Consider the following 25,176-nt stretch of genomic DNA (forward strand, 5'->3'; position numbering starts at 1 on the left):
TGCAACTGTCTGTGAGGGAAAAATGAAACGTTCACTGTTAGCTATTGCGTTATCCGGCCTGCTGCTTAGCCCACTGGCGATGGCAAAGAACCTTGATGTTGTCGCCAGCTTTTCCGTACTGGGCGATATGGTCAGCCACATCGGCGGCGATCGCGTGACCGTGATCGATCTGGTGAAGCCGAATGGCGATCCGCATGAGTTTGAACCGTCGCCGAAAGACAGCAAAACGCTGGCGAAAGCCGATCTGGTTTTCGTTAACGGGCTGGGTCTGGAAGGGTGGATCGATCGGCTGGTCACCGCCTCCGGTTACCGTGGTGAGGTCATCACGGCATCAAACGGCATTGAAACCCGCACCATGGTGGAAGACGGAAAAACCGAAACCGATCCTCACGCCTGGAACAGCATGGGCAACGGCATCGTTTATGCGCACAACATCGTCAACGCGCTGGCAAAAGTCGATCCGCAGAATGCCGATTACTATCGTCAGCAGGGTGAAGCCTACATCAAGCAGTTGCAGGAACTGGATCGCTATGCGAAGAAAACCTTTGCCGACATTCCGCCAGAAAAACGTAAAGTGCTGACCAGCCATGATGCGTTCGGCTATTTCGGCCAGGCCTACGGCGTGACGTTCCTGTCGCCAGTGGGCTACTCGACCGAGTCGGAAGCCAGCAGCAAAAAAGTGGCCTCGCTGATTAAGCAAATCAAACAAGAGAAGGTGAAAAGCTACTTCATTGAAAACCAGACCGATGGACGTCTGGTGAAGCAAATCGCGACGGCCAGCGGCGCGCAGCCCGGCGGTGAACTGTACCCAGAAGCGCTGACCGATGCATCCGGCCCCGCGTCAACCTACACGGCCGCGTTTAAACACAACGTCGATACCCTCGCCGCCAGCATGAAGTAAACGTGATGGTGCGCGCCACTGCCGCTTTTCGCCGCTACTGACAGCCGCCACAGGACTACAGCTAGTCAGAAGGAGCGGGCGTGATGTACCGTCCGTGATATGTCATCGCAGGCATCATCCTGATGGGATCTGCACCGAGGAAGCTTTACGACGCTGCCCGCCCATTGAAGAAAAAGGGCGGGCACACGTTTAGGCATTAAGACGTTTGCCGCTGGCTTGATCAAAAACATGAACCGTATTGGCTTTAGGACGCAGATAAACCCGATCGCCCGCTTGCAGCATCAGGCGTGTTTTCTGGCTGACAGTGATGCGGCGACGATCGCTCAACAAGCAAAAAACATGCAGGTCACTGCCGGTATTTTCCACCGTTTCGACCGTAGCCGCGATCGTGTTATTTCCCTCTTCCACCCATTCAAAGTGTTCAGGGCGTACTGCATAGACGATTTGTTGGCCTACCGTAACCGTCACATCTTGCGGCACGGGCATTTGGGTATGTTCATCCAGTTGCAACACGCAGGTGCCCTGATGTTCAACCGCCCAGCCGGACAATTGGTTAATCTCAGGAGAGCCAATAAATCCCGCCACAAAACGGTTGGCAGGGCGATCGTACAGATCGAGTGGCGACCCTACCTGTTCAATCACGCCATCACGCAGCACCACAATCATTTCGCCCATGGTCATGGCTTCAATTTGATCGTGCGTAACATAAACCGATGTCGTATGTAGACGCTGGTGCAGTTCACGAATTTCCGCCCGTACCTGAGTACGCAGTTTGGCATCCAGATTGGAGAGCGGCTCATCGAACAAAAACACCTGTGGGTTGCGCACAATCGCACGTCCCATCGCCACACGCTGACGTTGGCCACCAGACAACTCTTTCGGCAAACGGTCGAGCAATTTTTCCAACCCAAGCAGGACGGCAACGTCATCCACCTTCTGGTTGATCTCTTTTTTCGGCATCTTTGCTAATTTAAGTGCAAAGCCCATATTTTCCCGCACCGTCATCTGCGGATAGAGCGCGTAGCTTTGGAACACCATAGCGATATCGCGTAATTTGGGCTCCTGCTCGGTCACATTCAGGCCGTTGATGTGAACCTCACCCGAGGTCACCTCCTCCAAACCCGCGATCAAGCGCAATAACGTGGATTTACCACAACCGCTGGGGCCAACCAGCACGCAGAACGTCCCGTCTGGGATCTCCAGTGACACATCACGAATGATTTTCGTGTTATCAAAAGATTTGCTGACGTTTTTAAGAATGACAGAACCCATAGTAATCCTCAGTCTCATTCACAGGGCGCGCATGACTGCCGCCAAAACCAACCGGCGGCGCGCTGCCTGCGCGCCGCAACACAACGGGAAATCACCCTTTTACTGCACCAGACATCAGCCCACGGTTGAAATATTTTTGCAGTCCCAGGTAGACAATGGCGCTCGGCAACATCGCCAGCAGGGTGATCGCGATAAAGACGTTGGGCGAACTGTTTTCATCCGAGCTGAGCACACGCAACATGACCTGAATGGTGTACATGCTCTCCTGGTTCACCACGATCAGCGGCAGCAAATACTGATCCCAAATCATGATGAAACCAAAAATCACCACCGTACCCAGCGCGGGACGAACCAAAGGCAGAATCACATTCCAGAAAATTTGCCATTCGGAAGCCCCGTCGACGCGGGCAGCATCTTCCAGATCCTTAGGAATGGCGGACATAAATTCACTCAACACAAAAATCGAAAAGGCCCAGCCAACAATCGGCAAGATCATGCCCATGTAGCTGTTGGCAATCGAGGCATCCAACACGGGTAACTTCCAGTTGATAATGACGTACAGCGGAATAGCGATCACTTCTTCTGGCAACATCATTGTGGACAGGATAATCAACCCGACGACGGACGCGCCGCGAAATTTTTTGCGCGACAGGGCGTAGGCAGCCAATGCGCTCACCCCAACCTGTAAGATCAAACCGAAAGCCACCACCACCAGCGAATTGAACAGAAATTTCCAGACGCCAACCTCAAACCAGGCGCGACGGAAATTCTCCAACGTAAAATATGAGGGCCACAGCACCAGCTCTCCCGGTTTCACCGTCGCACCACTGAACGCAGTCATAACGATACCGATAAACGGCCCCACGAAAACAATCAGTACCGCCGCATAAATAATGCCGCAACCGATACGATCCCACAGTTTCATTTTCATCTACTCATACCTCTGGTGCCTTTCAAATTAATACTTCACGTAACGTTTCTTGACGGCAAAATGAATTAACGTCAGCAACACGGTAAAGATGAACAGCACAAACGACACCGCCGAGGCATAGCCGTAATCAAACTGAACGAATCCGGCCTTATAAATTTGCGTCATCACGACTTCTGTCGAGCCTGACGGTCCGCCCCCGGTAGAAGCGTAGATTTCGGCAAACACGCGAAAACCGCGAATGAAGGAGAGCATGATGATGACCGAAATCGCGGGAATCAGCCCCGGCAAGGTCACATAACGCAAACGATTCCAACGACTGGCGCCGTCAACGTTAGCTGCGTCATACAGTTCGCGGTTGATGGTGGCAAGCCCAGCAATGAAGATCACCATGTTGTATGGCACCGCTTTCCAAATTTGCAGCAGCATCACCATCGGCATAGCCTGGTGCGGATCGGTGAGAAAGCCCTGCGCATCAATGCTAAACCATGACAACATGTGGTTGATCACGCCGTTGGGCGTAGGGTTGAACATAATTTTCCACATTTCTGCCACGATAGCCGCGCTGGTGATCGCTGGCAGGAAAATCGCAGTACGGATAAAACGCAAATGCCGTGCTGGCCCTTCCAACACAATGGCAATAAAGAAAGCAATAAATGCTGACGCCAGCGCGGTCACTACCACGTTAAGCAAGGTGTTGAGCGTGGCATCATGGAGATCGCCGTCGTTCACTATGCGTGAAAAGTTTGCCAGCCCGACCCAATTATCGGGCTGACCAAAGTTGATCTGATAAAAACTCATCACCATGCCCTGCACCATTGGAATGAATTTAAACCAGGTAAAAACGATCAATGCCGGAGCCAGAAACAGCCAAGGCGTTAACCAGCGTTTAGTACGTGGGGAAAGGATGCTCATATTCACCGCCTGAATGCATCGTCATCGCGGCCGCCAACAACAGGCGGACGCGATGACGTGGAATGACTTATTTTGCTAAAACTTTTTGTTTACCCAGTTCAATATTCACTTTTTCATTGAGCTGTTTCAGCTCAGTTGGAATATCAGACTGGCAATTGGACAGGATTTTGTTGAAACCATCGGCAGTTACCTGACGAATTGGCGTCCAGTTCGGCACGGCAGGCACATAGTGACCATCTGAGGCATACTGCTCAGCAAATACGCCCCAACGTTGATCCTGATAAATCGCATTGGCATCTACCGTTTTATTCACTGGCAAACGAACGATCGGTTCGTTAGGCGTGCCGACAGCAGTACCGATCTTCTGTCCTTCCTGCGAGATAAAGAAGTCGATAAACTTCAGCGCCTGTGCTTTTTGCTTACTACTTTTTACCAAGAAGATCGCTTCACCTTCCGCCAGGCTAGCGTTGCTGACCGGACCACGCGGCGGTTTTACCACTTCAAACTTATCCGGACCTGGCTCATTAGAGAACACGGGCATACTGTATGGGCCAGACAGCACCATACCCACCTGACCAGAGCGGAAGGCGTTGGAAATATCAGAGGTTACTGCGTTGATAGCCCCCGGCTGAACCACTTTGTCACACACCATGCCACGCATGAAGGTTACGGCATCGACCACGCCTTTATCATCCAGTGAGGCTTTGAAAGCATCACCTTGACGGCTCACAAATTCGCCCCCCGCCTGCCAAATAAAGGAAGAGAGGATCCAACTGGTATAACCACGCGTAGCGGAACCCGGTAGGCCAAAACCGTAGGTATCATTTTTACCGTTACCATCGGGATCCTTTTCAGTAAAAGCTTTCGCAAGCGCCTTCAGATCATCCCATGTTTTTGGCTGCGGTAACCCAAGCTTTTCACGCCAGTCTTTGCGAATATAGAGTGCGGAGGCCTGCACCGACGTCGGAATACCGTAGTATTTACCATCACCAAATTTCAGGCTGTTCAACGCCACAGGTTGCAGATCCTTCCCATAGGACAACTGACTTGGCTCAATAGCATCTACCACGTTTAATTGAATCAACTGCCCCATGTAAGCTGCATCATTGATGATCAGATCCGGTAGTGTATTACCTACGGCTGCACGAGCCAGACGCTGTTCAAAGTCAGTGCTGGCACTGAAGTAGCTCACTTTGATACCGGTTTGCTTCTCAAACGCTGCTGCTTCTTGTTCATAGATGACGCGGGCGTTGTTGTTGGCTCGGATCCAGACATTCAATTCGTCAGCGGCGTGAACCGCCAACGAGCTTCCCGCCAACAGCGCGGTCGCAACTACCTTGGCTACTATTTTTTTCATTATGGTTGTTCCTCGTTTTCGGATGGCCCTGGTGTCAGACGCATAAAGCGTTATTCTTCATTGCGATGACTGAACGGATGCAAAGCCACTTCCCACGATTCAATCTCTACAGGGAATGCCGCCTCGCACCAAATGATTACTAAACAGATATTTTTATAGTAAACAAAAATACAACATAGTAAATTGGACAGATCGCGATTTGTGATTAAGATCGACATGTCCTTTCCCATCAGACTGCGGTATCGGCATGGGCAAAACAGATGGCCACCGTCTTAATCTCATAAGGTGCGAACGTCAATGTCAGCGGTCCCTGCTGTGGCGTTTTCCCGCTTTCCGGCGCTTCCAACAGATCGCATTCCCTCCACTCGCGGATAGGCAGCGAGCTATCAAGCGTGAGCTGCTGCCGCCCACCGGCAAACTCATGCAGTCGCACGATAACCCACTCGCTTTGTTCTGCTTTCTTAATCGCATCCAACGCAACAAAAGGATGATCACAGCGAATCACACCATTTGCTGCTTCTCGCCATTCTCCCAGCAATACCTGCAATGGTTCATTGAGTGAGAAGGCCTGTTGTGCCACGGCAGCATCACGCCAGTCTCCGGCATGTGGAAGCAGCGCATAAGTAAACTCATGTTCGCCGCGATCGGCATGAGCATCTGGACTAACCGCAGATTTGATCAGCGTCAGTTGCATCACGTTATCTTTGATCGCATGACCGTACTTGCAGTCATTCAGCAGGCTAACGCCATAGCCGTACTCCGAAAGATCGGCCCACTGGTGTGCCACGCTCTCGAAGCGCGCAGCGTCCCAGGTGGTGTTCCAGGTTGTGGGTCGTTTGACGTTGCCAAACTGGACGTCATAGGTGGCCTCTGTGGCACGCACCGCCACTGGGAAAACCACCTTGAGGAGTTGATTAAAGTCTTGCCAGTCGACACGGGTATGGAAATCGATACGGCGCAGTTGGCTATAAACCTGCATCTGCTGTACCACGCGACTGTTATGATAACGCCATACAAATTCAATGGAGCAGCGCAAGGCACCTTGTTCAACAACGCGTACTGATTCCAATTCGGTTACTGGGCGCTGTTTCTGGAAGTAGAAAATTTCGATATCCCAGGCGTCGTATTTCAATGGTTTATCTTCATATACCGTCAATACGTTGCCGTGATCCGCCAAGACCTCACGCTGATACTGTCGGTCGTAAATACGCGTCAAATGGCCTTGTTCATTCCAGACAATCAGGTAGTGTGGCGTTTCCAATTGACCTTCACCGAACACAAACGGGGTATTTTCTTCGACATTCGTTTCCAACGGCGTAGCGTAGATCGTCGTACCTGACAGCGAAGGCAAATCACTTACCTGCACCAGGCTTCCGCCATCCACAGGCTGCGATAACAGCATTTGTCCTTGCGCATCACGCCATACCACATCGCTAGCACCAGGAATAAAGGCCATATCGTCGCGCTTCCAAGAGCCGCTGTTCACTAAGCTCACCGCATCCTGATGCGGCGTCACCAAGTGATGCCAGCTTTCATTAAGCACGTCAGCCACGATGTTTTCTGCCTCCTGATACTCCAACGCCGCATCCTGATACACCTCAGCAATGGAGGAACCAGGAATGATGTCGTGGAACTGATTGCGCAGCAGGATTTTCCAACCGTCAGTCAAATCGTCAGCGCGATACTGTGACCAGCCCCCACCTGTCAAGGCGCTCAGCACCTGAACCCACTCTGCTCGACGGTAGCGTAACTCGGCCTGACGGTTGGCCTTTTTCACTTGAGCCTGACTGGTGTAGGTACCACGATGGCTTTCAAAATAGAGTTCACCGTCCCAGGTGTGTTGGTATTCATTACTGTCCTGCAAGCGCGCATCAAGGCGGGTAAAGTAATCATCCACACGCCCCATCTGAATCGCAGGTAGTGCCGGCATTTTTTCAAAGCGGCGTAACAACTCCAGCATCTCTTCCGTTGGGCCACCGCCACCGTCACCATAGCCGTAGGCCAGCAGTAATTCCTGATTGAGCGGTTTGTCTTTATAGTTGTCCCAAATACCTTGCACCGATTCCGCATTCACCATGCCGTTATAGGTATAACGAGGATGACCAGCCTCTGGGGTAGTGATGAAGTGTGCCAACACATCGCTACCGTCAATACCACGCCAGGTAAACGTATCATGCGGCATCTTATTGAATTCATTCCAACTTATCTTCGTGGTCATGAAGTATTTGATGCCGCTTTTTTTCAGAATTTGTGGCAGTGCCCACGAATAACCAAAAACATCAGGCAGCCATAGGCAGTGTGGCGTGATGCCAAATTCATCCTGCATAAAGCGACTACCCAGAAGAATCTGGCGCACAAAAGACTCACCCGAGGGTAAGTTACAATCCGCTTCAACCCACATTGCCCCATCCACTTCCCAGCGCCCTTCTTTGATGCGCTGTTTTATTTGACGATAAAGATCGGGGTAATCCTGTTTAATGTAGTCATACAACTGGGGCTGAGACTGGAAGAAGGTGTATTCAGGATAGCGTTCCATCAAACGCAGCACCGTGGAGAATGAACGAGCGCATTTTTCACGTGTGTGTTTGAGTTGCCATAAAAAGGCGACGTCGATATGCGTATGCCCGACACAATGCACCGTCACTGGGTGTGACTTGTTGGGCTGCGCATAGTCACGCTCCAACTGAGTGGAAGCGTCAGTAATGGAGCGGTAAAAACCGTCACTGCCGGGATCTCGCCAATCAATCAGGCGGTAGGCAGCATCAGTGACCGTTAATAATCGTATACGCCAAGGATCGTTTTCCGGCAACACTGCCAGCGTTTGCAAGATTGCCAATGTGGTGTAATAGAGCGTGTCAGTCGGTTTATCCAACACGGCAAATTGCGCGGTTTCAAACCCGTTCCCAACGTGGAATGCCTGAAAATGTTTACGAACCTTACCTTCCAGAATCCCCGACCAAAGACGGAAACAAAGTTCGAGGGTTTTACCCTGATATTCCTCAGGGAAAACAACCTGCGCATGGTTTTGATCGATGCCATGAAACGGCAGACCGTCAATATACAGCAGAGCTTCAAAGTCAGGCCGTTGCACGCCCAAGCCAAAATCAAAATGCCCGACGACAGTGTATTGCGGGCCTCCCTGTGGCAACGTTACACGTAATTTCAGCCAGGCATAAATATCCCGTTCCTGCCAGCGGAATCCCTGTTTACAGGGCTGCCAGTCAGCCTCGGTGCCCGGTGGGTAAGCACCGTTTTTTCCTTCACGATCAAAGCAAATCTCCGCCAGCTCTACCGATTGAATCTGTCGCAATCGATATTGGGCTACTTCGTCCAAGCGCTGGCTTAACTTTTCCTCGGTAAAAAACATAGCGTGCTCACTGTAATCATAGGGGGGTAAATGCGGCTCCTATGTAATAGCACTCAGTGTTTTTTTAGTAAACAAAATGAGTTTTTTAATTAAACATCCGTGATGTGATTCACAACATGGCGTTATTTTTTCATATGCCATGACAATAAAAAAACACAAAACAATGATTAATAAAGGTTAAAACCAAAACCCACTTGTCTAACCCCCCAAAACACCGATTGAGTTTAGTAAACATAAAAAGTACCCTAGACGAAAATTAACAATTTATAGCGCCTCTAATTTATGGCGTATCTCTGTCGCCAGTGGGCGGCACAGGAGCGAAACACCATGTTAAGTTTGGGCATTGATATCGGCGGGTCTAAAATCGAGGCCGTTGTGCTGAACGCAGCGGGCGAAGTCGTCTATCTACAGCGCTATGCCACAGAAAAGCAGAGCTATGAATCTTTCTTTCACCGTCTGTGCCAAGTGATTGAAGAGGTGCGGAAAGCCCTTCAGCAGCCTTTTACCATTGGCATCTGCCTACCCGGCACGGTAGAAGCCAGTAACCGCTGTATCAAGAACTCCAATATTCTGGTGATTAATCAGCAACCGCTGCCAGCCATGTTGGAGGCGTACGTAAAGCAACCCATCGCCATTAGCAACGATGCCAACTGTTTCACTCTCTCTGAGGCTATCGACGGAGCGGGCCGAGGCTACGATACCGTATTCGGTGTCATTCTCGGCACCGGTTGCGGCGGTGGTATCGCTATTCATCAGCGGGTACTGGATGGCCGTAATCGCTGTGCAGGTGAGCTGGGTCACAATGCGCTGCCACGCTATACGCCGGAGTATGACGGCCCAGCGGTCAGTTGCTATTGTGGGCAAAGCAACTGTATTGAATCGTTTGTCTCTGGTACCGGTTTAGCCCAACGCTACAATCACTTTAATGGTACTACGCTGAGCGCCAGAGAAATTATGGATGCAGTCGAATTCAAAGAGAGCAACGCGCTGGCTTACTTTCAGCGTTATCAGGATCAACTCGCACGTGCATTGGCCAGTGTGGTCAACCTGCTCGATCCCGACGTGATCGTGCTGGGCGGCGGGTTATCAAATAGCGAAGCGATTTATACCGATCTTGGCGATCGTATTGCCCGCTACGTGTTTAGCAATACCTTTATGACGCCGATCGTACAAGCCAGATACGGCGACAGTAGCGGTGTGCGCGGCGCTGCCTGGCTCGGTGCAAAAGCCGGTTACCCCATGCCAGACGATGAAACGTTGTGATACCATAATGCAATCATCACGGAGTTCCTTTTTATTCACAGCGTAAGGTAACGCATGACCAAGCGGATCAGGATCAGAGATATTGCCGCCGCATCCGGCGTGTCCACGGGAGCAGTGTCCCGAGCCCTAAAAGGACAGCCAGGACTAAAAGAAGAGACTCGGCAGCGCATTCTCTCTATCGCCCAGCAACAGGGTTATGATTTTACTCGATTACGCACAGAAAAAATTCGTCGAGTCCTGTTTCTGCTACACCGTCAACACAACATCACCAGTGCATTATCCTTCTATTCTCCACTGTTGCTCGGTGTTGAAAATGCTTGCCGTCAGGAAGGTATTGCCTTGAGTTTTCTTGCATTAGGGCCGATGGATCCCGTCGAGGAACAAGTCAGGCTGCACGAGCCGGATGCATTACTGTGTGCAGGTTTCTTTGAGCCTGAGCTTCTGGCCGTGCTGCACAAGATGCAACTGCCTTTGGCGTTGGTGGATCTTTGGGCACCTGATTTACCCAGCGTCAACCCAGATAATGTGCAAGGTGGTTATCTGGCGACCCAGCATCTGATCGCCCAAGGCCGGACACGTATCGCCTATTTGGCAAGCAGCTTGGCTCACTACAGTATTCGCCAACGAGAAAAAGGCTACCGCCAAGCGCTATATGAAGCGAAATTGCTGATGCCCCCAGAGTATGAAGCGATCGCCCCACCATTGCTGGATACCGAAAAGGCGCTGACGCAGGCGGTGGAAGAGCTGCTGGCACTGCCGCAGCGTCCTGACGCCATTTTTGCCTATAATGATTCCGCGGCGTTGATTGCTATGCGCGTCTGTCAAAAACAAGGGCTTAATCTGCCGCAAGATATGGCAATTGTCGGGTTTGATGACATTGATTCTGCACGTTTGGCTCATCCGCCCTTAACCACAGTTGCGATTGATAAAGCACAGTTAGGTCATCAAGCACTCGCTCTCTTACTTGACCCTGAACGGCGCGTGGGCGCTCAGCATCTCGCAGTGCAGCTAGTGATCCGTAAAAGTGCAGGTGAAGAGTAGTATTCCTTTTACCTTGGAGACATTATGCCTTCACAACCCCACCTGTTCTCTTTGACCAGCCATGATGGCCAACTTGCTGCCACGCTGAGTACGGCGGGTGGCATTTTGACTTCGCTACGTTACAAGACATCCGTTCTGCCGCCCCGAGAAGTGCTCTACCGCGCCCCTTGGCTGGATGATGTAGCAGCCTGTGCCAATCTTCCGCCATTAATGCAGCGCCTTGCGGGAGAGTGGGTGGCCGTCCCATTTGGCCATAGTTCACAGGATGGTGAGGGCTTTTTTCATCATGCTTCACATGGTTTGCCTGTTAACGGTGAATGGCAGGTTACATCTCAGAAAGAAAACGTCATTCAGCTCCAGTTTCTGTTTGCTGAGGATTTTCCACTCACACGCTTAACGCGTGAAGTAACGTTGCAAGACGACGGAAGGGCGTGTTTTCGACTGATTGTTGAAGCGCGCCGAGAATGCCGTTTTCCTATCGGCCTGCATCCCATCTTTCCCATTGGCAATGACGCAGGAGATGTCATTTTAACGGCAGAAAACATGCAAAGTGGGCTGGTGTACCCCGAAGCACCGGAGCCAGGCATCAGCCAGTTACGCCCCTTGGCAAGGTTCAACAGCCTTGCTACCGTGCCAACGGTATCAGGCAATGCGATGAATCTGCAACGGCTTCCATTAGCAGAAGCCACGGAAGAAATCGTCCAGCTACTGAGCCCAGTATCAGCCATCAGTCTGCATTATCCAGCACAACAGCACCGCGTCACGCTGCGTTGGGACACGCAATCGCTTCCTCACTGCTTGCTGTGGTTTAGCAATGGTGGCCGTGCTTATGCACCCTGGAATGGGCGAAACCGCTGTTTGGGTGTTGAACCCATTTGTTCAGCTTGGGATCTTGGCCCCAAAAGCCTCAGGGAAAATCCTATCGCCGCGCAAGGTTATGCGACCAACCAGCAAATAACGCCAGAAAAACCACTGAAGATTGATTACCAGCTACATTGTCAGCCCGCTTAAACGGTAAGCATGCTTAAACAAGATGCAATTGAAAAGGTTGTGCGTTGAGCTGCTGCTGCACCTCAAACGCTAACGCGCTGTCGGTGATGATATCGGTTAGCCCCGACAGCGGCATGACGCAGAACAGTGAGTACGCGCCGTATTTGCTGCTGTCAGCCAGCAGTATCCGGCGACTGGCATTCGCACCGAGATCTTGCTTCACGCCGGCTTTCTCTTCCGTCGGCGTAGTGACACCTTTATCCAGACTCCACGAGTTGCAGCTGATAAAGGCAATATCGGGGTAAATGCTGCGTAACAGACGGCGGCCGTGTTCGCCGATGCAGGACTGACTGCTGTCATCAATACGTCCACCGATAATCGTCACTTCGATCTGCTTGAACTCAGACAGAAACAGCGCAATTTGCAAATCGGCGGTAATCACGCGCAGCGGCAAATGTGTCAGGTTTCGCGCCAGCTCCAGCATGGTCGTTCCCGCATCCAGCACCACCGCGCTGCCCGGTTTGACCAGTGTCGCGGCGTAGCGAGCAATCGCCTGCTTCTCCTGAAGGCTGCGCTGTAATTTCTCATTCGTGGTCGGCTGGGAAGGAATAAAACGATTGAGCGTCACGCCGCCATGACTGCGGCTAATCACGCCTTGCTCATCCAGTTTGATTAAATCACGACGGATCGTCGCCGGAGAAGCGTCGATCACGGACACCAGTTCATCGACTGTCACCAGATTATGGCTTTTCAGATAATCCATAATCTGATCAAGACGGCTCTGGCCTCTTACTTTATCCCCGCTCATGCGGAAAGCATCAGTTAATGTAGGATCCACGGCGATATCCATCTTGCGGTTGTTAAACTCTCTATTCTTGATTGCAGGATACCAGAAACCTTCCCAAACGCGGGAAGGAAGATATCCTGCAATGCGTGCTGTATCGCGTTTTATTCGCTTACAAAAACCGAGCTATCAGCCGTGATGAGTTAGCCTGAATCATGCCAACTGCATGGCGAGCTGGATAGAGATCGCCATACTTTCTGACTTCGCTTTCCCTGTCCAGGCAATATCAAACGCCGTGCCGTGGTCAGCAGAGGTGCGGATAAACGGCAATCCAGCGGTGATATTCACCCCATCATAGAAGCCCAGCAGCTTAAGCGGAATGTGCCCCTGATCGTGATACATCGCTACCACCATGTCGTACTGGCCTTCATACGCCTGTAGATAGACGGTATCCGGCGGGCATGGGCCATACACATCAATGCCTTTGGCCTTCATGGCTTCCACCGATGGCGACACAATTTTGATCTCTTCATCACCAAACAGGCCATTCTCGCCCGCATGCGGGTTAACCCCGGCAACGGCGATACGCGGGTGGGTAAAACCAACGCGCTTGAGGAAGATATCCGCCATGTCGATCACCGTTTCCACGCGATCGCGGTTCAGCGTATCCAGGAATTTACGCAGCGCAATGTGCGTTGAAACATGGATCACCTTCAACTTATCGGTATACAGCACCATCGCATAGTCGCGGCTGTTGGTCAGCTTCGCTAGCAGTTCGGTGTGGCCCGGATAGAGGTGGCCCGCCGAGTGCAGCGCTTCTTTATTCAGCGGCGCGGTGGCAATCGCATGGACTTCACCCGCCATCGCCAGTTCAGTCGCTTTCTTGATGCAGCGGTAAGCCAAATCGCCCGCCTGCGCCTGAACAATGCCAGGCTTCAGTGCCTGAGGATCTTCCAGCGGCTCATCAATCATGTTGATTACGCCCGGCGCGAAGACCGCGTCAGCTGGTTTATCAATAATTTTCAGCTCTACGGCTGGCACCACATTCAGCGCCAGAATACGTCGCATCGTCTGTACGCAGCCCACCACCACGGCAGACGCACCGGAAAGCTCGCCTTCGGCCAGAGACTTGATAATAATTTCCGGTCCAATCCCTGCCGGATCACCCATCGTTACCGCAATAATTTTACTCACTGACCTTCTCCTCAATAAAACGTAAAACGTCGAGCAAAGTAGTTTCGTTGCCAAAACCCCCCGCTTTAGTCATCACAGGGGTCGTGCCGACAACGCTGTTCAGCAGGTATCCCCAGGGCACACAGGATGCGATTTGCCCCTTAATCTGAAAGCCGGTCGCGCCCAGTGCGGTTGCCACGGCAATCGCAATGTCACCACCGGATAAATACAGTCCGCCCGGCAGGCGCTGGTTAGCGCTGTCCGCCGTCAGGGTGTCTAGCGCCTTAACAATATTGCGCGTCAGTTCCCCCAGATAGTGGCTGATCGTTTCGCCAAGCTGCTGTCGGCTAAGCCCAAGCTGCTGGCACCGCGCGTCAATCTCGAAGCGCTGATTTTCGTTATGACAAGTACGAATAATGCAGTGATTACCGATCATCAGCGCCTTCACCGCGTCCTCACACTGGGATGCCATGACGGTGGACGAATCGGCTGAAAAAAGTGCGTTGATATCGATATCAACCAGCGTGACATCGCTGCGCAGCCTGACGGCCGCAATCTGTTTTTGAGCGATGTCGCTCATCGACCCGACGACAGCCAGCAGCGGCTTTTCGGTTTTACGCGTAAAATTCTGCGTATTCGCCAGCGCTTCGCTCAGCCCCGCCGAGCCGACCAGCAAGGGGCGAAACGGCAACTTTCTGGCGGCATCAACGATATGTGTCAGATCGTCCTGCACGTCCGTATCAAGAATAATCAGACGCACGCCCTCGTCCGCCAACTGCTGCAAACGGTGGGCTAAATTAGCCTGACGGACGTCATCAAGATGTATTTCCGCCACGAATAAAGCGGTTTGCTCTGCCAGACGGGCTGCGATAGAAGCCGAAGCAACCGGTGTTTTTGGGTCGCTGGCAAATTCCGTGTCGGTAAGCAGACGACCATTCACCCAGACTTCGCCTTGGCGGGTCACACGCCCTAGCGTCGGCGACGCGGCAGCAATCAGCGCCACGGGCACGCCTGCCGCAGACAGCGCAGCAGCCACTTCCGCCCCCAGATTCCCACGCAGCGTCGAGTCAATCTTCTTAATAATCCAGCCTTGTCCGCCGACTGCCTGCCAAGCTGTAACCGCTTCTACGATACGTTGAGACGCCACGTCATCACGCGCCGCACGGCTATCGGTGTTGATCACCACCGCATCGCCCAGTAAATCCGCGTGCAGTTTATTAACGTCAAAGACGACGCTAACCCGCGCGCCATGCTGCGCCAGACCGACGCCCGCATCATTGGCACCCGTAAAGTCATCAGCGACCACTAATACCTGTTCTGCTGATTGCTGCACGTTTGGCATACCTCATCCCCGGTTCATGATTACCTGATAATGATTATATTGAATCACATTTGATTATATGTGAGCAATATCAAATTATTTAAAAGGAATTTCACCTATAAATTATCACCACGATGTGGCAAATGGCGTTTAGCAGTGACTAAAACCGTTCCATTTGACTGAAAGTAATCAATATTGCAACCATTATCATCGCGATAACGCTCTGGCGAAGAAGAGAAAAGGCAAGGTAATAAGCATGAATATCAATAGCACTATCCTCAGCGGTTACCGGGTACTTCAGGACATTAGTCACCTGTTGGCAGGGAAACAGCACGTTTTATTTGTCACCGACAAAAACATCGTCGGGCTGCCTGACGTTCAGGCGCTGATCGCACAAGTTAAGCACGCCGTTCCGCAGGTTCTGTTGGTTGATCATGTTCCTGCCGAGCCAAGCCAACACGACGTTGCCCAGATACTGAGCCAGCTCACACAAACCCAGACCGATCTGGTGATTGGCGTCGGTGGCGGTAGCGTGCTGGACGTCGCCAAACTGCTTTCCGTACTGTGCGCGGGCGATGAAACCGTCACGCTGGATAGCCTGCTGGCAGGAGAGAAACCGACGCGCCGCACGACATCCCTGCTTATCCCAACCACAGCAGGAACCGGCTCAGAAGCTACGCCAAATGCCATTCTGGCGATCCCAGAGAAAGAGACCAAAGTCGGCATTATTACGCCAGTGATGCTGCCGGATTACGTTGCGCTGGTGCCAGAGCTGACCATCAGCATGCCGTCACATATCGCCGCTTCAACCGGTATCGATGCGCTCTGCCACCTGATTGAGTGTTTCACCTCAACGATTGCCAACCCAGTCAGCGACAACTACGCGCTGATTGGCCTGAAAAAGCTGTTTGCCAACCTCGAAACCTCCGTGCGCGAGCCGAGCAATATGGAAGCCAAGCTGAACATGCTGTGGGCGTCCTACTACGGCGGTGCAGCCATTGCCCACTCCGGTACGCATCTGGTTCACGCCATGTCTTACCCGCTGGGCGGCAAGTACCACATCCCGCACGGCGTGGCGAACGCCATCCTGCTCGCCCCTTGCATGCGTTTCGTGCAGGACGCCGCACAGGACAAATTCGCACAGGCGTATGACCTGCTGCCGGATGCCGATCTGACGCTGAATACCGAGGAAAAAGCGCAAGCGCTGGTGAGCTACTTTAGCGAGTTGGTTAAACGCCTCAATCTGCCTAACACCTTACAGCAGCTCGGCGTGGAAAAAGACCACCTGCCGTATCTGGTTGATGCCGCGTTACAGGTTCAACGCCTGATGAAAAACGTGCCAACACAGGTCAGCGCTGACGACGTCCGCGAGGTTTATCTGACCCTGTTTTAAAACGTACGGATTTAGGTTGAACGGTTTTAAATTTTCATCTTTTTGATTACGTGTCACGAGGAAGAACAATGCGTAAAAATATTACCGGCGTCCTGACCGCCATCGTCACGCCGTTTGATAAACAAGGCGAATTTAATCCCGCTGCTATGCGTCTTCAGGTTCAGCGCCAGATGCGCTATGGCAACGGTATTTTCTGTAACGGCACCAACGGTGAGTTTTTCGTTCTACACACCGATGAGAAAGTTGCCGTCACAGAAACCTGCGTTGATGAAGTCGCCGGAAAAGTGCCGGTTGTCGGCCACATCGGTGAAATCTCCACGCGGGAAACCATCAAGCTCGGCAAGCGCATCGCCGCGCTGGGTGTTGATGCCGTTTCGGTCATCACCCCGTATTTCATCCCACTCAAACAGGAAGAACTGATCGCCCACTACACTGCCGTCGCCGATGCGCTGACTGTGCCGGTGTTTCTCTACAACATTCCTGCACGCACGGGGAATACGCTGGCGCCGGAAACCGTCCGCACGCTGGCAGATCACCCGAACATCATCGGCATTAAAGACAGCGCAGGCAGTTATGAAAGCCTGAGCGGTTATGTGCAAGCGGTGAAAGGCGTACAGGGTTTTAACGTACTGAATGGCCCAGACTCGCTCATTCACCAGGGCTTTGTTGACGGCTGCTCCGCCTGTATTTCTGGGCTGGCTAACGTAGCACCGGAACCGATCAGCCAGATTTGGCATCGTTTCCACGCCGGTGACATCGAAGGCTCTCGTCAGGCACAAGAACAGGTTGCCGAGTTGCGTAAGACACTGTACGCCATCGCGTTCTCACCGGCTGTGGTGAAAAAAGCGCTGGCGATCATGGGTGAAGATGTCGGCGTCAGCCGCTATCCAATCCAGTTTTCCGCACAGGATGAAGACAACATCCGCAACATCCTTAATCAATTCTCGCAGTAACAGAGAAATATCAATTTCCATTTAAGGCCGAGAAGATATGAACCATTTTGACTTCACCGATACCCTCATCATCATTGGGATGATAGTGTTTTATATCGCGTTTACCTCTTGGTTAACGCTCAAACTACGCAGTAAATCAAACGCTGAGTTCATGGAAGGGTCGCGTGCGCTACCGGCATTTATCGTCGGTGTTTTGCTGATGACCGAATTCATCGGCGCCAAATCGACGGTCGGTACGGCACAGTCTGCCTTTGAGAACGGCATCGCCGCCTCCTGGTCGGTGATTGGTGCCGCGATCGGCTTTCTTTTGTTCGGTATGATTCTGGTTAAGAAAATCTATAACACCGGCAAATTGACTATTTCTGGTGCTATCGCCGAGAAATACGGTACGAGTACCAAAAATATCATTTCGATCATCATGATCTACGCTCTGCTGTTGGTAAACGTGGGCAACTACGTCAGCGGTGCAGCCGCAATCTCTACGGTGTTGAAGATTTCTCTGCCCGTCGCCGCACTGATCACGGCGATCGTCAGTACCTTCTATTTCTACTTTGGTGGTTTAAAAGGCGTGGCTTACGTCACCCTGATTCACAGTGCCATCAAATACATTGGTGTGATGATCATCCTGTACGTCGCATTGAAAATGACCGGCGGCATCACCCCGATGATCGAAAAAATGCCGGATTACTACTGGACATGGGACGGTAACATCGGGGCCAGCACTATCTTCGCTTGGCTGATTGGCACCATCGGTTCCATCTTCTGTACCCAGTTCGTGATTCAGGCCATCTCTTCAACCAGCAGTGCAAAATCAGCCAAACGCGCTACCTGGGTTGCTTTCTTTTTCTGTATGCCTATCGCAATTGCTATTGCGGTCATCGGTGTTGCAGCGAAGTTTGCTCACCCAGAAATCAAAAGCCTCTACGCTATGCCGATTTTTCTACAAGATATGAATCCATGGGTTGCCGGTCTGGTTACGACATCACTGGTCGCGTCTATCTTCATCAGCGTGAGTACCGTCGCACTGGCGATTGCTTCACTGATTGTTAAAGACTTTTATGTTCCGTATTACAACCCAACACCAGAAAAAGAGATGAAGATGACGCGCGTATTCTCGCTCATCATCGGCTTCCTGCCATTGATCTTCGTTTTACTGGTGCCTGAAGTTCTCAAGCTGTCATTCTTTACCCGTGCCATCCGCCTTTCTATCTCGGTGGTCGCCATCATTGCCTTCTATCTGCCGTTCTTTAACAGCACCCGAGGCGCGAATGCCAGCCTGATATCAGCCTGCGTCGTCACCTCTGTTTGGTATATTCTCGGCAACCCGTACGGTATCGATAACATGTATGTCGCATTGGCCACGCCAGCGATCGTCATGCTGATCGACCGCATGATTCCGAACAAAGCGACCAAAATCAAAATTTCTCAAACTGAAAATAAATCAGGAGCCTGAGTCATGAGTAGCGAAATCATTACCGTGGAACGTAGCGGAAAAGTTCATCACGCAGAAGGCGATGCCGCGCGTATGGATGCCTACATTCCATCGGAATGCCCGCAGAATCATGCGGCCAACCTGCTCCATCTGCCGAACGGCGATGTGTTGTGCGTCTGGTTCGGCGGCACACAGGAAGGGATTGCGGATATCTCTATCTACATGTCCCGTCTGGTGAAAGGCAGCAATAGCTGGAGTCAAGCCGTTAAGCTGTCTGAAGATGCTACGCGTTCCGAGCAGAACCCAGTGCTGTTCCTCGCACCGGACAACGTGCTGTGGCTACTGTACACCGCACAGAAATCCGGTAATCAGGACACCGCGATTGTGCGCTACCGTCAGTCTACGGATTTCGGTGCGACCTGGGGCGAGATCGGCACGCTGCTCGATCAACCGGGTACCTTCATCCGCCAGCCCATCACCGTGTTGGCAAACGGCGACTGGCTGCTGCCCGTGTTCTACTGCCGCGTTCAGCCAGGTGAAAAATGGGTCGGCAACGATGATGACAGCGCCGTAAAAATTTCCAGCGATCAGGGGAAAACCTGGCAGGAATATCCAGTGCCGAACAGCACGGGCTGCGTACATATGAACATCACCCCGCTGAAGGACGGCACGCTGCTGGCGCTGTACCGCAGCCGCTGGGCGGATTTCATCTACCAAAGCCGTTCAACGGATGGCGGTAAAACCTGGTCAGATCCCGTGCCGACCGAGTTGCCGAACAACAACTCGTCCATTCAGGTGACGACGCTGGAGAATGGCCATCTGGCGCTGGTGTTCAACCACATGAGCGCCGCCGATGCTACCGAACGCCGTCTGTCGCTGTACGATGAAATCGAAGATGAAGAAGACAAAGCCAGCAATGCCAAAATGCCGGAAGTGCAAGCCGGTGCTCGTAGCGCCTTCTGGGGTGCCCCGCGCGCCCCGATGACGCTCGCCATTTCGGAAGACGGCGGTAAAAGCTGGCCGTGGCAGCGCAATATCGAAGTGGGCGACGGCTACTGCATGACCAATAACTCCACGGAGAAGCTGAACCGCGAGTTCTCTTACCCCAGCGTCAAGCAAGCGCAGGACGGTAAACTGCACGTTGCGTTCACCTACTTCCGTCAGGCGATAAAGCACGTCGTGGTGAGTGAAGAGTGGGTCAAAGCGAACTAAACCACGCTGCTTTTTCTCTTTGTCAGCGGGGGCTCTCCCCCGCTACCTTAAGGACACTATTATGATTGCAGGAAACCTCAACGCCCTCAAACTCGCCACGCTGCCCGATGCACTGTGGACCATTCTGTCCGCACCGGGCATGTCGTTAGCTGAACTGAATGCGCTACCCGAAGGCCGCTATCAGCCGGAAGGAGCCGACTGGTTCTATAACATCGGCACCGTGAACACCACACCGCGCGCCACGCGACACACCGAATTTCACAGCAACTACCTCGATATTCAGTTGATTCTGGAAGGCGAGGAAATTATCGGTTACGGTCTGAATGATGTGCACGGCCAACCCGCGACCGAACGTAAACCGGATCTCTACATTCTGGATAATCCTCAGGTGCCGCATCAGATCCACCTGCGGGCAGGCGACTTCGTCACGTTTTATCCGGGCGAAGCCCATCAGGCGCTATGTGCCATTAACGACAGCCCTGCTCCGGTCAAAAAAGCCGTGTTTAAAATCCCCGTCACGTTATTGTAATTAAGAATGGTTGCATCAAAGCCGTTAAGTTTGATTAAGGAGACACATGTCAGCGACAGCCCCTAAACACGCCCTGATTACCGGTAGCAGCTCAGGGATCGGTGCCGCCATCACACAAAAATTACTGGCGGAAGGCTGGCGGGTAACCGGCCTGTCACGCAAGCCGGGTGACTACTCACATCCAAACTTTACCCACCGCGCGGTGGATATCATGGATACGCCCGCGCTGACGGCCATTCTGGACGAAATTACGCAGGTTGATGCCGTCATCCATGCCGCGGGCATCATGAAAACCGCCCCGCTCGGTCAACTTTCGCTCGAAGACGGTGAAACGCTATGGCGATTGCATATCAACGCGGCACAGGTGCTTGCCGACCGTCTGGTCGATAAGCTGCCGCAAGGTGGCCGCATCGTGCTGCTGGGCAGCCGAACGTCGAGCGGTTCAGCAGGGCGTAGCCAGTACGTCACCACCAAATCCGCGATGATCGGCATGGCAAGAAGCTGGGCGGCGGAACTGGCTCCGCGCGGCATTACGGTAAACATCGTCGCGCCGGGCGCAACGGAAACGCCGATGCTGACGATGCCGGGCCGCCAGAGTTCTCCGCCGAAGCTGCCGCCGATTGGGCGCTTCATCCAGCCACAGGAAGTGGCCGATCTGGTGGGCTATCTGCTCTCCCCGTCTGCCGCAGCCATTACCGGACAGCAGTTGGTGATGTGCGGTGGTGCGTCGCTGTAATTCATCACACTGTCCTTGCTAAGCCGGCCGCGCAGGCCGGTTTAGCTAGCTGCTGGCACGCGGTTCAAAGATAAACTTCACTTTTTCCACTACCGGTGGATGTTCGTCGTTGTCCATCATGGCGAGTACCAGACGCCCAACCTCCGCGCCCAGCTTTTCATAATCAAGCCGCATTGCAGTCAGCGTCGGGAACGTGTGCTCACATTGTTCAGAACCATCCAGACAGGTAATCGCCAGATCGTAAGGGACTTTCATCAGACGGCGTTGACATTCAAAGAGCGCCCCCAGCGCAATTTCCTCATGGCTACAGATAATCGCATCCAGCTCCGGCTGGTTTTGTAGCAGTTCCGTCATCGCATAGCGGCCAAACTGTAGGCTAGGCGCTTCCGGGATCGTAATTTTCAAATCCGCATTGTGATAATGCGCCAGCATGGCTTTATTCCAGCCGTTCAACTGCTGTTTTTGCAAACGGTTATCCGTATGCGCGCCGATATAAGCCACGTGGCGATACCCCTTTTCCAGCAGCGACATCGTCAGTTGCTCCGCCGCTTCGGCCAGGGCGATATCAATATTGATATTCGCACTCAGCACGTCAGCACCGGAAACGTTCACCGTAATAACGTTGCTGGCCTGAATAATGTCTCGGGTTCGCTGTGAGAGTTGCGCGCTGAATAACACCAGCGCCGCTGGCCGCTGCTGCAGGAGTTTTTCGACCATTCCCGCTTCGGTATGCTGACGATATTCATGGCAGCCCATGATTAACGGAACGTTATGTTTGCCCACCGCCTGTTGCAGCGCCTGCACAAAACGCACGCTGGCGCGATCTTGCTGAAAAGGATAAAGCACCGCGACAGCAGGCTGATAGGCTGATGCCAGCGCGCCTGCGGCCTGATTCGGAACATAGCCCAGCGTTTTTATCGCGTCATTGATTTTCTTCTGTGTCGCATCAGAAACCAGACCGGGTTCCCGCAACGCGCGGGACACCGTCATCGCGCCGACACCGGCATGGCTCGCAATGTCCTGTAGCGTCACGCGACTCGTGCTCTCGGTGAGCTGGCTGGCCTCTTGATTGGGTTCATAGCCTAATGCTCTGGCGGCCAGTTCCACTTTGCTGCGTAACTTTTCAGAGACCAGATCGGGTTTGCGCATTACGCGTGATACCGTCATCGTCCCTACGCCCGCGTAGTCGGCGACATCCTGTAGCGTAACCTTACCGGTACTGCGACGCTTACGCATGCTCACTTCCTCTCCATTCGTCATTTTTCTCATCGCACGGTCGCGATAACAGCCTGTTACGTCATTGCCTTCAGGCTAGCGTGAAGGGGTAAGCAACGTGCGAACACCCTGATTTCTACTGCGCCATTCACGCCGTGTCATCGCCGTTCATAGTGTGCCTGTGACAACACGGGGGAACAAATAATGGCCCCGCTTGTGCTAAGCCGGTCACAGTTAATGATAGCTATATCAGTTAGCGCTATCTTTTTAGATGTTAATCACATTATTTTCGAGGGCGGCACACTATCCTGCGTTCAGAATGATACAGAGGTGACTCTAATGCTTAACACTTTACTAACACCAGACATTGTTCAGATTTTACCTGCCTGTGATGACTGGCGTCACGCTATCGCCTTGTCCTGTAAGCCTTTACTGGATAACGGGTCGATTGAACCCACCTATGTTGAAGCGATCTACCGCTCTCATGAGGCTATCGGTCCTTACTATGTCGTCGGCCCGGGAATTGCCATGCCGCATGCACGCCCGGAAGACGGCGTGAACCAACTTGCCGTCAGCCTGACGCTGATTCGCGACGGCGTGGTTTTCCATTCCGAAGGCAACGATCCCGTGCATTTGCTGATCGTTCTGGCCGCCACGGACAGCAATAGCCATATCGATATTATTTCACAGCTCGCTCAGTTGTTCGACACGCCTGATGACGTCGCCGCGTTAATTAACGCGACGGAAGTAGAACAGGTGCTTTCCGTTATTTCTCGTTATTAATTGCCACCAGAGGACACAGATTATGAAAATTACAGTCGTATGCGGTAACGGCCTGGGTACCAGCCTGATGATGGAAATGAGCATTAAAAACATCGTTAAAGAACTCGGCGTGGTTGCTGACGTGGACCACGTGGATTTAGGTTCGGCGAAAGGTACGGACAGCGACATCTTTGTCGGTACAAAGGATATTGCCGATCAGCTCGTCGCGCAGGCAGTGGGGGGAAAAATCGTGTCCCTGAATAACATGATCGATAAAGTGGCGATGAAAGAGCACCTGTCGGTCGCCCTGACAGAACTTGGCGCGTTATAAGCGAGGGATCAAAAATGGAATTCTTCCGTTTTTTAATGAGTGATGTGCTGTCTGAACCGTCCATATTGGTCGGTTTGATTGCGCTTATCGGCCTGATTGCACAGAAAAAACCGGCCACGGAATGCATCAAAGGCACGGTGAAAACCGTAATGGGCTTCCTGATCCTCGGGGCGGGCGCGAGCCTTATAGTGTCCTCGCTGGGGGATTTCGCCCAGATTTTCCACCATGCGTTTGGTATCGCCGGTGTAGTACCGAACAATGAAGCTATTGTCGCGGTAGCACAGAAGAACTTCGGCACCGAGATGGCGATGATCATGTTCTTTGCGATGGTCATTAATATCGCGATCGCCCGCTTTACGCCGTGGAAATACATTTTCCTGACCGGCCACCACACGCTGTTTATGTCGATGATGGTTGCGGTGATTCTGGCAACAGCAGGCATGAAAGGAGTGATGCTGATTACCGTTGGGTCACTGGTCGTTGGGGTATCAATGGTGCTGTTCCCTGCCATTATTCACCCGTATATGAAGAAAGTCACAGGCTCGGATGACGTCGCCTTTGGTCACTTCTCGGCGATATCACAGCTGCTGTCAGCGTTTATCGGCAGCAAGTTTGGTAATAAAGAGAAATCAACAGAGGACATGGAAGTACCGAAGAGCCTGCTGTTCCTGCGTGATACGCCGGTTGCCATCGCCTTTACCATGTTTTTCATCTTCATTTTCACCTGTCTGTTTGCCGGTCCGGAAGCAGTGAAAACGATGAACGCCGGTGGGAAAAACTGGTTCATGTTTTCGCTGATCCAATCCATTACCTTTGCCGCTGGCGTGTATATCGTGCTGCAAGGCGTGCGGATGGTGATTGCGGAAATCGTGCCTGCGTTTAAAGGTATTTCTGACAAACTGGTTCCCAACGCTAAACCAGCATTAGATTGCCCCGTTGTCTTCCCGTATGCCCCGAATGCTGTTCTGGTCGGCTTCCTGAGCAGCTTTGCGGCTGGGGTGATCGGTATGGTTCTGCTCTACCTGATGGGGTGGACGGTGATCATTCCCGGCGTGGTGCCGCACTTCTTCGTCGGCGCAGCGGCTGGCGTTTTCGGTAACGCCACCGGCGGACGTCGCGGTGCGATTTTAGGTTCTTTTGCCAACGGATTACTGATTACCTTCCTGCCTGTTTTCCTGCTCCCAGTGCTAGGCAGTATCGGACTGGCGAACACCACGTTCAGCGATTCCGATTTCGGCGCGGTAGGGATTCTGCTGGGTATTATCGTGCGCTAAGCCCGCATAATGAATGTCATCCAACAG

22 protein-coding genes are annotated in these 25,176 nt (G+C 52.5%); 13 read left to right on the forward strand and 9 right to left on the reverse strand.

The window, feature by feature from the left end; translation table 11 throughout:
- Window positions 1-22 precede the first annotated feature (22 nt).
- Entirely contained in the window at window positions 23-901 is an 879-nt protein-coding gene (locus IG609_RS16675; RefSeq protein ID WP_193398298.1) for a metal ABC transporter substrate-binding protein, read from the forward strand.
- A 189-nt stretch (window positions 902-1,090) separates the two neighbouring features.
- Here the strand turns inward: IG609_RS16675 and IG609_RS16680 are convergent, their stop codons facing one another.
- The 5 genes from IG609_RS16680 to IG609_RS16700 form a co-directional block, all read right to left on the reverse strand.
- A complete protein-coding gene (locus tag IG609_RS16680) occupies window positions 1,091-2,173 on the reverse strand; it encodes an ABC transporter ATP-binding protein (protein ID WP_193398297.1) in 1,083 nt (360 codons plus the stop codon).
- A 91-nt stretch (window positions 2,174-2,264) separates the two neighbouring features.
- A complete protein-coding gene (locus tag IG609_RS16685; RefSeq protein WP_193398296.1) occupies window positions 2,265-3,104 on the reverse strand; it encodes a carbohydrate ABC transporter permease in 840 nt (279 codons plus the stop codon).
- A gap of 27 nt (window positions 3,105-3,131) precedes the next feature.
- Window positions 3,132-4,016, reverse strand: coding sequence for a carbohydrate ABC transporter permease (locus IG609_RS16690; RefSeq protein WP_102117319.1), 885 nt, complete (start codon window positions 4,014-4,016; stop codon window positions 3,132-3,134).
- Between the two features lie 67 nt (window positions 4,017-4,083).
- Window positions 4,084-5,373, reverse strand: a complete 1,290-nt coding sequence (locus IG609_RS16695) for an ABC transporter substrate-binding protein (protein ID WP_102117320.1) — start codon at window positions 5,371-5,373, stop codon at window positions 4,084-4,086.
- Window positions 5,374-5,602: 229 nt separating this feature from the next.
- Entirely contained in the window at window positions 5,603-8,740 is a 3,138-nt protein-coding gene (locus tag IG609_RS16700; RefSeq protein ID WP_193398295.1) for an alpha-mannosidase, read from the reverse strand.
- A gap of 327 nt (window positions 8,741-9,067) precedes the next feature.
- Between IG609_RS16700 and IG609_RS16705 the strand changes: the two genes are divergently transcribed.
- Genes IG609_RS16705 through IG609_RS16715 form a run of 3 tightly spaced genes read left to right on the forward strand, consistent with a single transcriptional unit; the run spans window position 9,068 to window position 12,055 of the window.
- A complete protein-coding gene (locus tag IG609_RS16705) occupies window positions 9,068-10,003 on the forward strand; it encodes an ROK family protein (protein ID WP_102117322.1) in 936 nt (311 codons plus the stop codon).
- A 54-nt stretch (window positions 10,004-10,057) separates the two neighbouring features.
- Window positions 10,058-11,044 (forward strand): LacI family DNA-binding transcriptional regulator, encoded by a 987-nt coding sequence (locus IG609_RS16710; protein WP_102117323.1) that lies wholly within the window; start codon window positions 10,058-10,060, stop codon window positions 11,042-11,044.
- A 24-nt stretch (window positions 11,045-11,068) separates the two neighbouring features.
- Window positions 11,069-12,055, forward strand: coding sequence for an aldose epimerase family protein (locus IG609_RS16715; RefSeq protein WP_193398294.1), 987 nt, complete (start codon window positions 11,069-11,071; stop codon window positions 12,053-12,055).
- Between the two features lie 13 nt (window positions 12,056-12,068).
- Here the strand turns inward: IG609_RS16715 and IG609_RS16720 are convergent, their stop codons facing one another.
- The 3 genes from IG609_RS16720 to dtnK form a co-directional block, all read right to left on the reverse strand.
- A complete protein-coding gene (locus tag IG609_RS16720; RefSeq protein ID WP_193398293.1) occupies window positions 12,069-12,884 on the reverse strand; it encodes a DeoR/GlpR family DNA-binding transcription regulator in 816 nt (271 codons plus the stop codon).
- A 147-nt stretch (window positions 12,885-13,031) separates the two neighbouring features.
- Window positions 13,032-14,012: a D-threonate 4-phosphate dehydrogenase gene (locus tag IG609_RS16725; protein WP_193398292.1), complete on the reverse strand. Its 981-nt coding sequence runs from the start codon at window positions 14,010-14,012 to the stop codon at window positions 13,032-13,034.
- Window positions 14,005-15,333 (reverse strand): D-threonate kinase, encoded by a 1,329-nt coding sequence (gene dtnK, locus IG609_RS16730; RefSeq protein WP_193398291.1) that lies wholly within the window; start codon window positions 15,331-15,333, stop codon window positions 14,005-14,007. Before dtnK ends, IG609_RS16725 begins: the two co-directional genes overlap by 8 nt.
- Window positions 15,334-15,568: 235 nt before the next feature.
- Between dtnK and IG609_RS16735 the strand changes: the two genes are divergently transcribed.
- The 6 genes from IG609_RS16735 (at window position 15,569) to IG609_RS16760 (ending at window position 21,567) form a co-directional block, all read left to right on the forward strand.
- On the forward strand, window positions 15,569-16,705 hold the full coding sequence (locus IG609_RS16735; protein WP_193398290.1) for an iron-containing alcohol dehydrogenase: 1,137 nt from the start codon (window positions 15,569-15,571) through the stop codon (window positions 16,703-16,705).
- 68 nt (window positions 16,706-16,773) lie between these two features.
- On the forward strand, window positions 16,774-17,658 hold the full coding sequence (locus IG609_RS16740) for a dihydrodipicolinate synthase family protein (protein WP_193398289.1): 885 nt from the start codon (window positions 16,774-16,776) through the stop codon (window positions 17,656-17,658).
- Between the two features lie 37 nt (window positions 17,659-17,695).
- Window positions 17,696-19,111 carry a sodium:solute symporter family protein gene (locus IG609_RS16745; protein WP_193398288.1) on the forward strand — a complete coding sequence of 472 codons (1,416 nt, stop codon included), beginning with the start codon at window positions 17,696-17,698 and terminating at the stop codon, window positions 19,109-19,111.
- A 3-nt stretch (window positions 19,112-19,114) separates the two neighbouring features.
- Entirely contained in the window at window positions 19,115-20,302 is a 1,188-nt protein-coding gene (locus tag IG609_RS16750) for a sialidase family protein (RefSeq protein ID WP_193398287.1), read from the forward strand.
- Between the two features lie 61 nt (window positions 20,303-20,363).
- The gene (locus IG609_RS16755; protein ID WP_193398286.1) at window positions 20,364-20,831 is read left to right on the forward strand and encodes a NanQ anomerase/TabA/YiaL family protein; all 468 of its coding nucleotides are present in this window, start codon (window positions 20,364-20,366) and stop codon (window positions 20,829-20,831) included.
- A 46-nt stretch (window positions 20,832-20,877) separates the two neighbouring features.
- Window positions 20,878-21,567 carry an SDR family NAD(P)-dependent oxidoreductase gene (locus IG609_RS16760; RefSeq protein ID WP_116361771.1) on the forward strand — a complete coding sequence of 230 codons (690 nt, stop codon included), beginning with the start codon at window positions 20,878-20,880 and terminating at the stop codon, window positions 21,565-21,567.
- 45 nt (window positions 21,568-21,612) lie between these two features.
- Here IG609_RS16760 and IG609_RS16765 read toward each other — a convergent pair whose 3' ends face one another.
- Entirely contained in the window at window positions 21,613-22,803 is a 1,191-nt protein-coding gene (locus IG609_RS16765) for a LacI family DNA-binding transcriptional regulator (RefSeq protein ID WP_193398285.1), read from the reverse strand.
- Between the two features lie 318 nt (window positions 22,804-23,121).
- On the opposite strand from IG609_RS16765, the gene IG609_RS16770 reads away from it, so the two are divergent.
- Genes IG609_RS16770 through ulaA form a run of 3 tightly spaced genes read left to right on the forward strand, consistent with a single transcriptional unit; the run spans window position 23,122 to window position 25,149 of the window.
- The gene (locus tag IG609_RS16770) at window positions 23,122-23,565 is read left to right on the forward strand and encodes a PTS sugar transporter subunit IIA (RefSeq protein WP_095700577.1); all 444 of its coding nucleotides are present in this window, start codon (window positions 23,122-23,124) and stop codon (window positions 23,563-23,565) included.
- A gap of 22 nt (window positions 23,566-23,587) precedes the next feature.
- A complete protein-coding gene (locus IG609_RS16775) occupies window positions 23,588-23,875 on the forward strand; it encodes a PTS sugar transporter subunit IIB (RefSeq protein WP_193398284.1) in 288 nt (95 codons plus the stop codon).
- Window positions 23,876-23,889: 14 nt separating this feature from the next.
- The gene (ulaA, locus tag IG609_RS16780) at window positions 23,890-25,149 is read left to right on the forward strand and encodes a PTS ascorbate transporter subunit IIC (protein ID WP_116163713.1); all 1,260 of its coding nucleotides are present in this window, start codon (window positions 23,890-23,892) and stop codon (window positions 25,147-25,149) included.
- Window positions 25,150-25,176: the final 27 nt, after the last annotated feature.

Origin of the sequence: Pectobacterium quasiaquaticum (genome assembly GCF_014946775.2) — a bacterium.
GTDB classification, from domain to species: Bacteria; Pseudomonadota; Gammaproteobacteria; order Enterobacterales; family Enterobacteriaceae; genus Pectobacterium; species Pectobacterium aquaticum.

Excerpts from the sequence above, each read along its gene's own strand:
- IG609_RS16685 (WP_193398296.1), bottom strand. The coding sequence starts at position 3,104 with ATGAAAATGAAACTGTGGGATCGTATCGGTTGCGGCATTATTTATGCG.
- IG609_RS16705 (WP_102117322.1), top strand. The coding sequence starts at position 9,068 with ATGTTAAGTTTGGGCATTGATATCGGCGGGTCTAAAATCGAGGCCGTT.
- IG609_RS16675 (WP_193398298.1), top strand. The coding sequence starts at position 23 with ATGAAACGTTCACTGTTAGCTATTGCGTTATCCGGCCTGCTGCTTAGC.
- IG609_RS16710 (WP_102117323.1), top strand. The coding sequence starts at position 10,058 with ATGACCAAGCGGATCAGGATCAGAGATATTGCCGCCGCATCCGGCGTG.
- IG609_RS16745 (WP_193398288.1), top strand. The coding sequence starts at position 17,696 with ATGAACCATTTTGACTTCACCGATACCCTCATCATCATTGGGATGATA.
- IG609_RS16770 (WP_095700577.1), top strand. The coding sequence starts at position 23,122 with ATGCTTAACACTTTACTAACACCAGACATTGTTCAGATTTTACCTGCC.
- IG609_RS16700 (WP_193398295.1), bottom strand. The coding sequence starts at position 8,740 with ATGTTTTTTACCGAGGAAAAGTTAAGCCAGCGCTTGGACGAAGTAGCC.
- IG609_RS16750 (WP_193398287.1), top strand. The coding sequence starts at position 19,115 with ATGAGTAGCGAAATCATTACCGTGGAACGTAGCGGAAAAGTTCATCAC.
- IG609_RS16765 (WP_193398285.1), bottom strand. The coding sequence starts at position 22,803 with ATGCGTAAGCGTCGCAGTACCGGTAAGGTTACGCTACAGGATGTCGCC.
- IG609_RS16760 (WP_116361771.1), top strand. The coding sequence starts at position 20,878 with ATGTCAGCGACAGCCCCTAAACACGCCCTGATTACCGGTAGCAGCTCA.
- IG609_RS16680 (WP_193398297.1), bottom strand. The coding sequence starts at position 2,173 with ATGGGTTCTGTCATTCTTAAAAACGTCAGCAAATCTTTTGATAACACG.
- IG609_RS16720 (WP_193398293.1), bottom strand. The coding sequence starts at position 12,884 with ATGGATATCGCCGTGGATCCTACATTAACTGATGCTTTCCGCATGAGC.
- IG609_RS16740 (WP_193398289.1), top strand. The coding sequence starts at position 16,774 with ATGCGTAAAAATATTACCGGCGTCCTGACCGCCATCGTCACGCCGTTT.
- IG609_RS16775 (WP_193398284.1), top strand. The coding sequence starts at position 23,588 with ATGAAAATTACAGTCGTATGCGGTAACGGCCTGGGTACCAGCCTGATG.
- IG609_RS16695 (WP_102117320.1), bottom strand. The coding sequence starts at position 5,373 with ATGAAAAAAATAGTAGCCAAGGTAGTTGCGACCGCGCTGTTGGCGGGA.
- IG609_RS16690 (WP_102117319.1), bottom strand. The coding sequence starts at position 4,016 with ATGAGCATCCTTTCCCCACGTACTAAACGCTGGTTAACGCCTTGGCTG.
- ulaA (WP_116163713.1), top strand. The coding sequence starts at position 23,890 with ATGGAATTCTTCCGTTTTTTAATGAGTGATGTGCTGTCTGAACCGTCC.
- IG609_RS16735 (WP_193398290.1), top strand. The coding sequence starts at position 15,569 with ATGAATATCAATAGCACTATCCTCAGCGGTTACCGGGTACTTCAGGAC.
- dtnK (WP_193398291.1), bottom strand. The coding sequence starts at position 15,333 with ATGCCAAACGTGCAGCAATCAGCAGAACAGGTATTAGTGGTCGCTGAT.
- IG609_RS16715 (WP_193398294.1), top strand. The coding sequence starts at position 11,069 with ATGCCTTCACAACCCCACCTGTTCTCTTTGACCAGCCATGATGGCCAA.
- IG609_RS16755 (WP_193398286.1), top strand. The coding sequence starts at position 20,364 with ATGATTGCAGGAAACCTCAACGCCCTCAAACTCGCCACGCTGCCCGAT.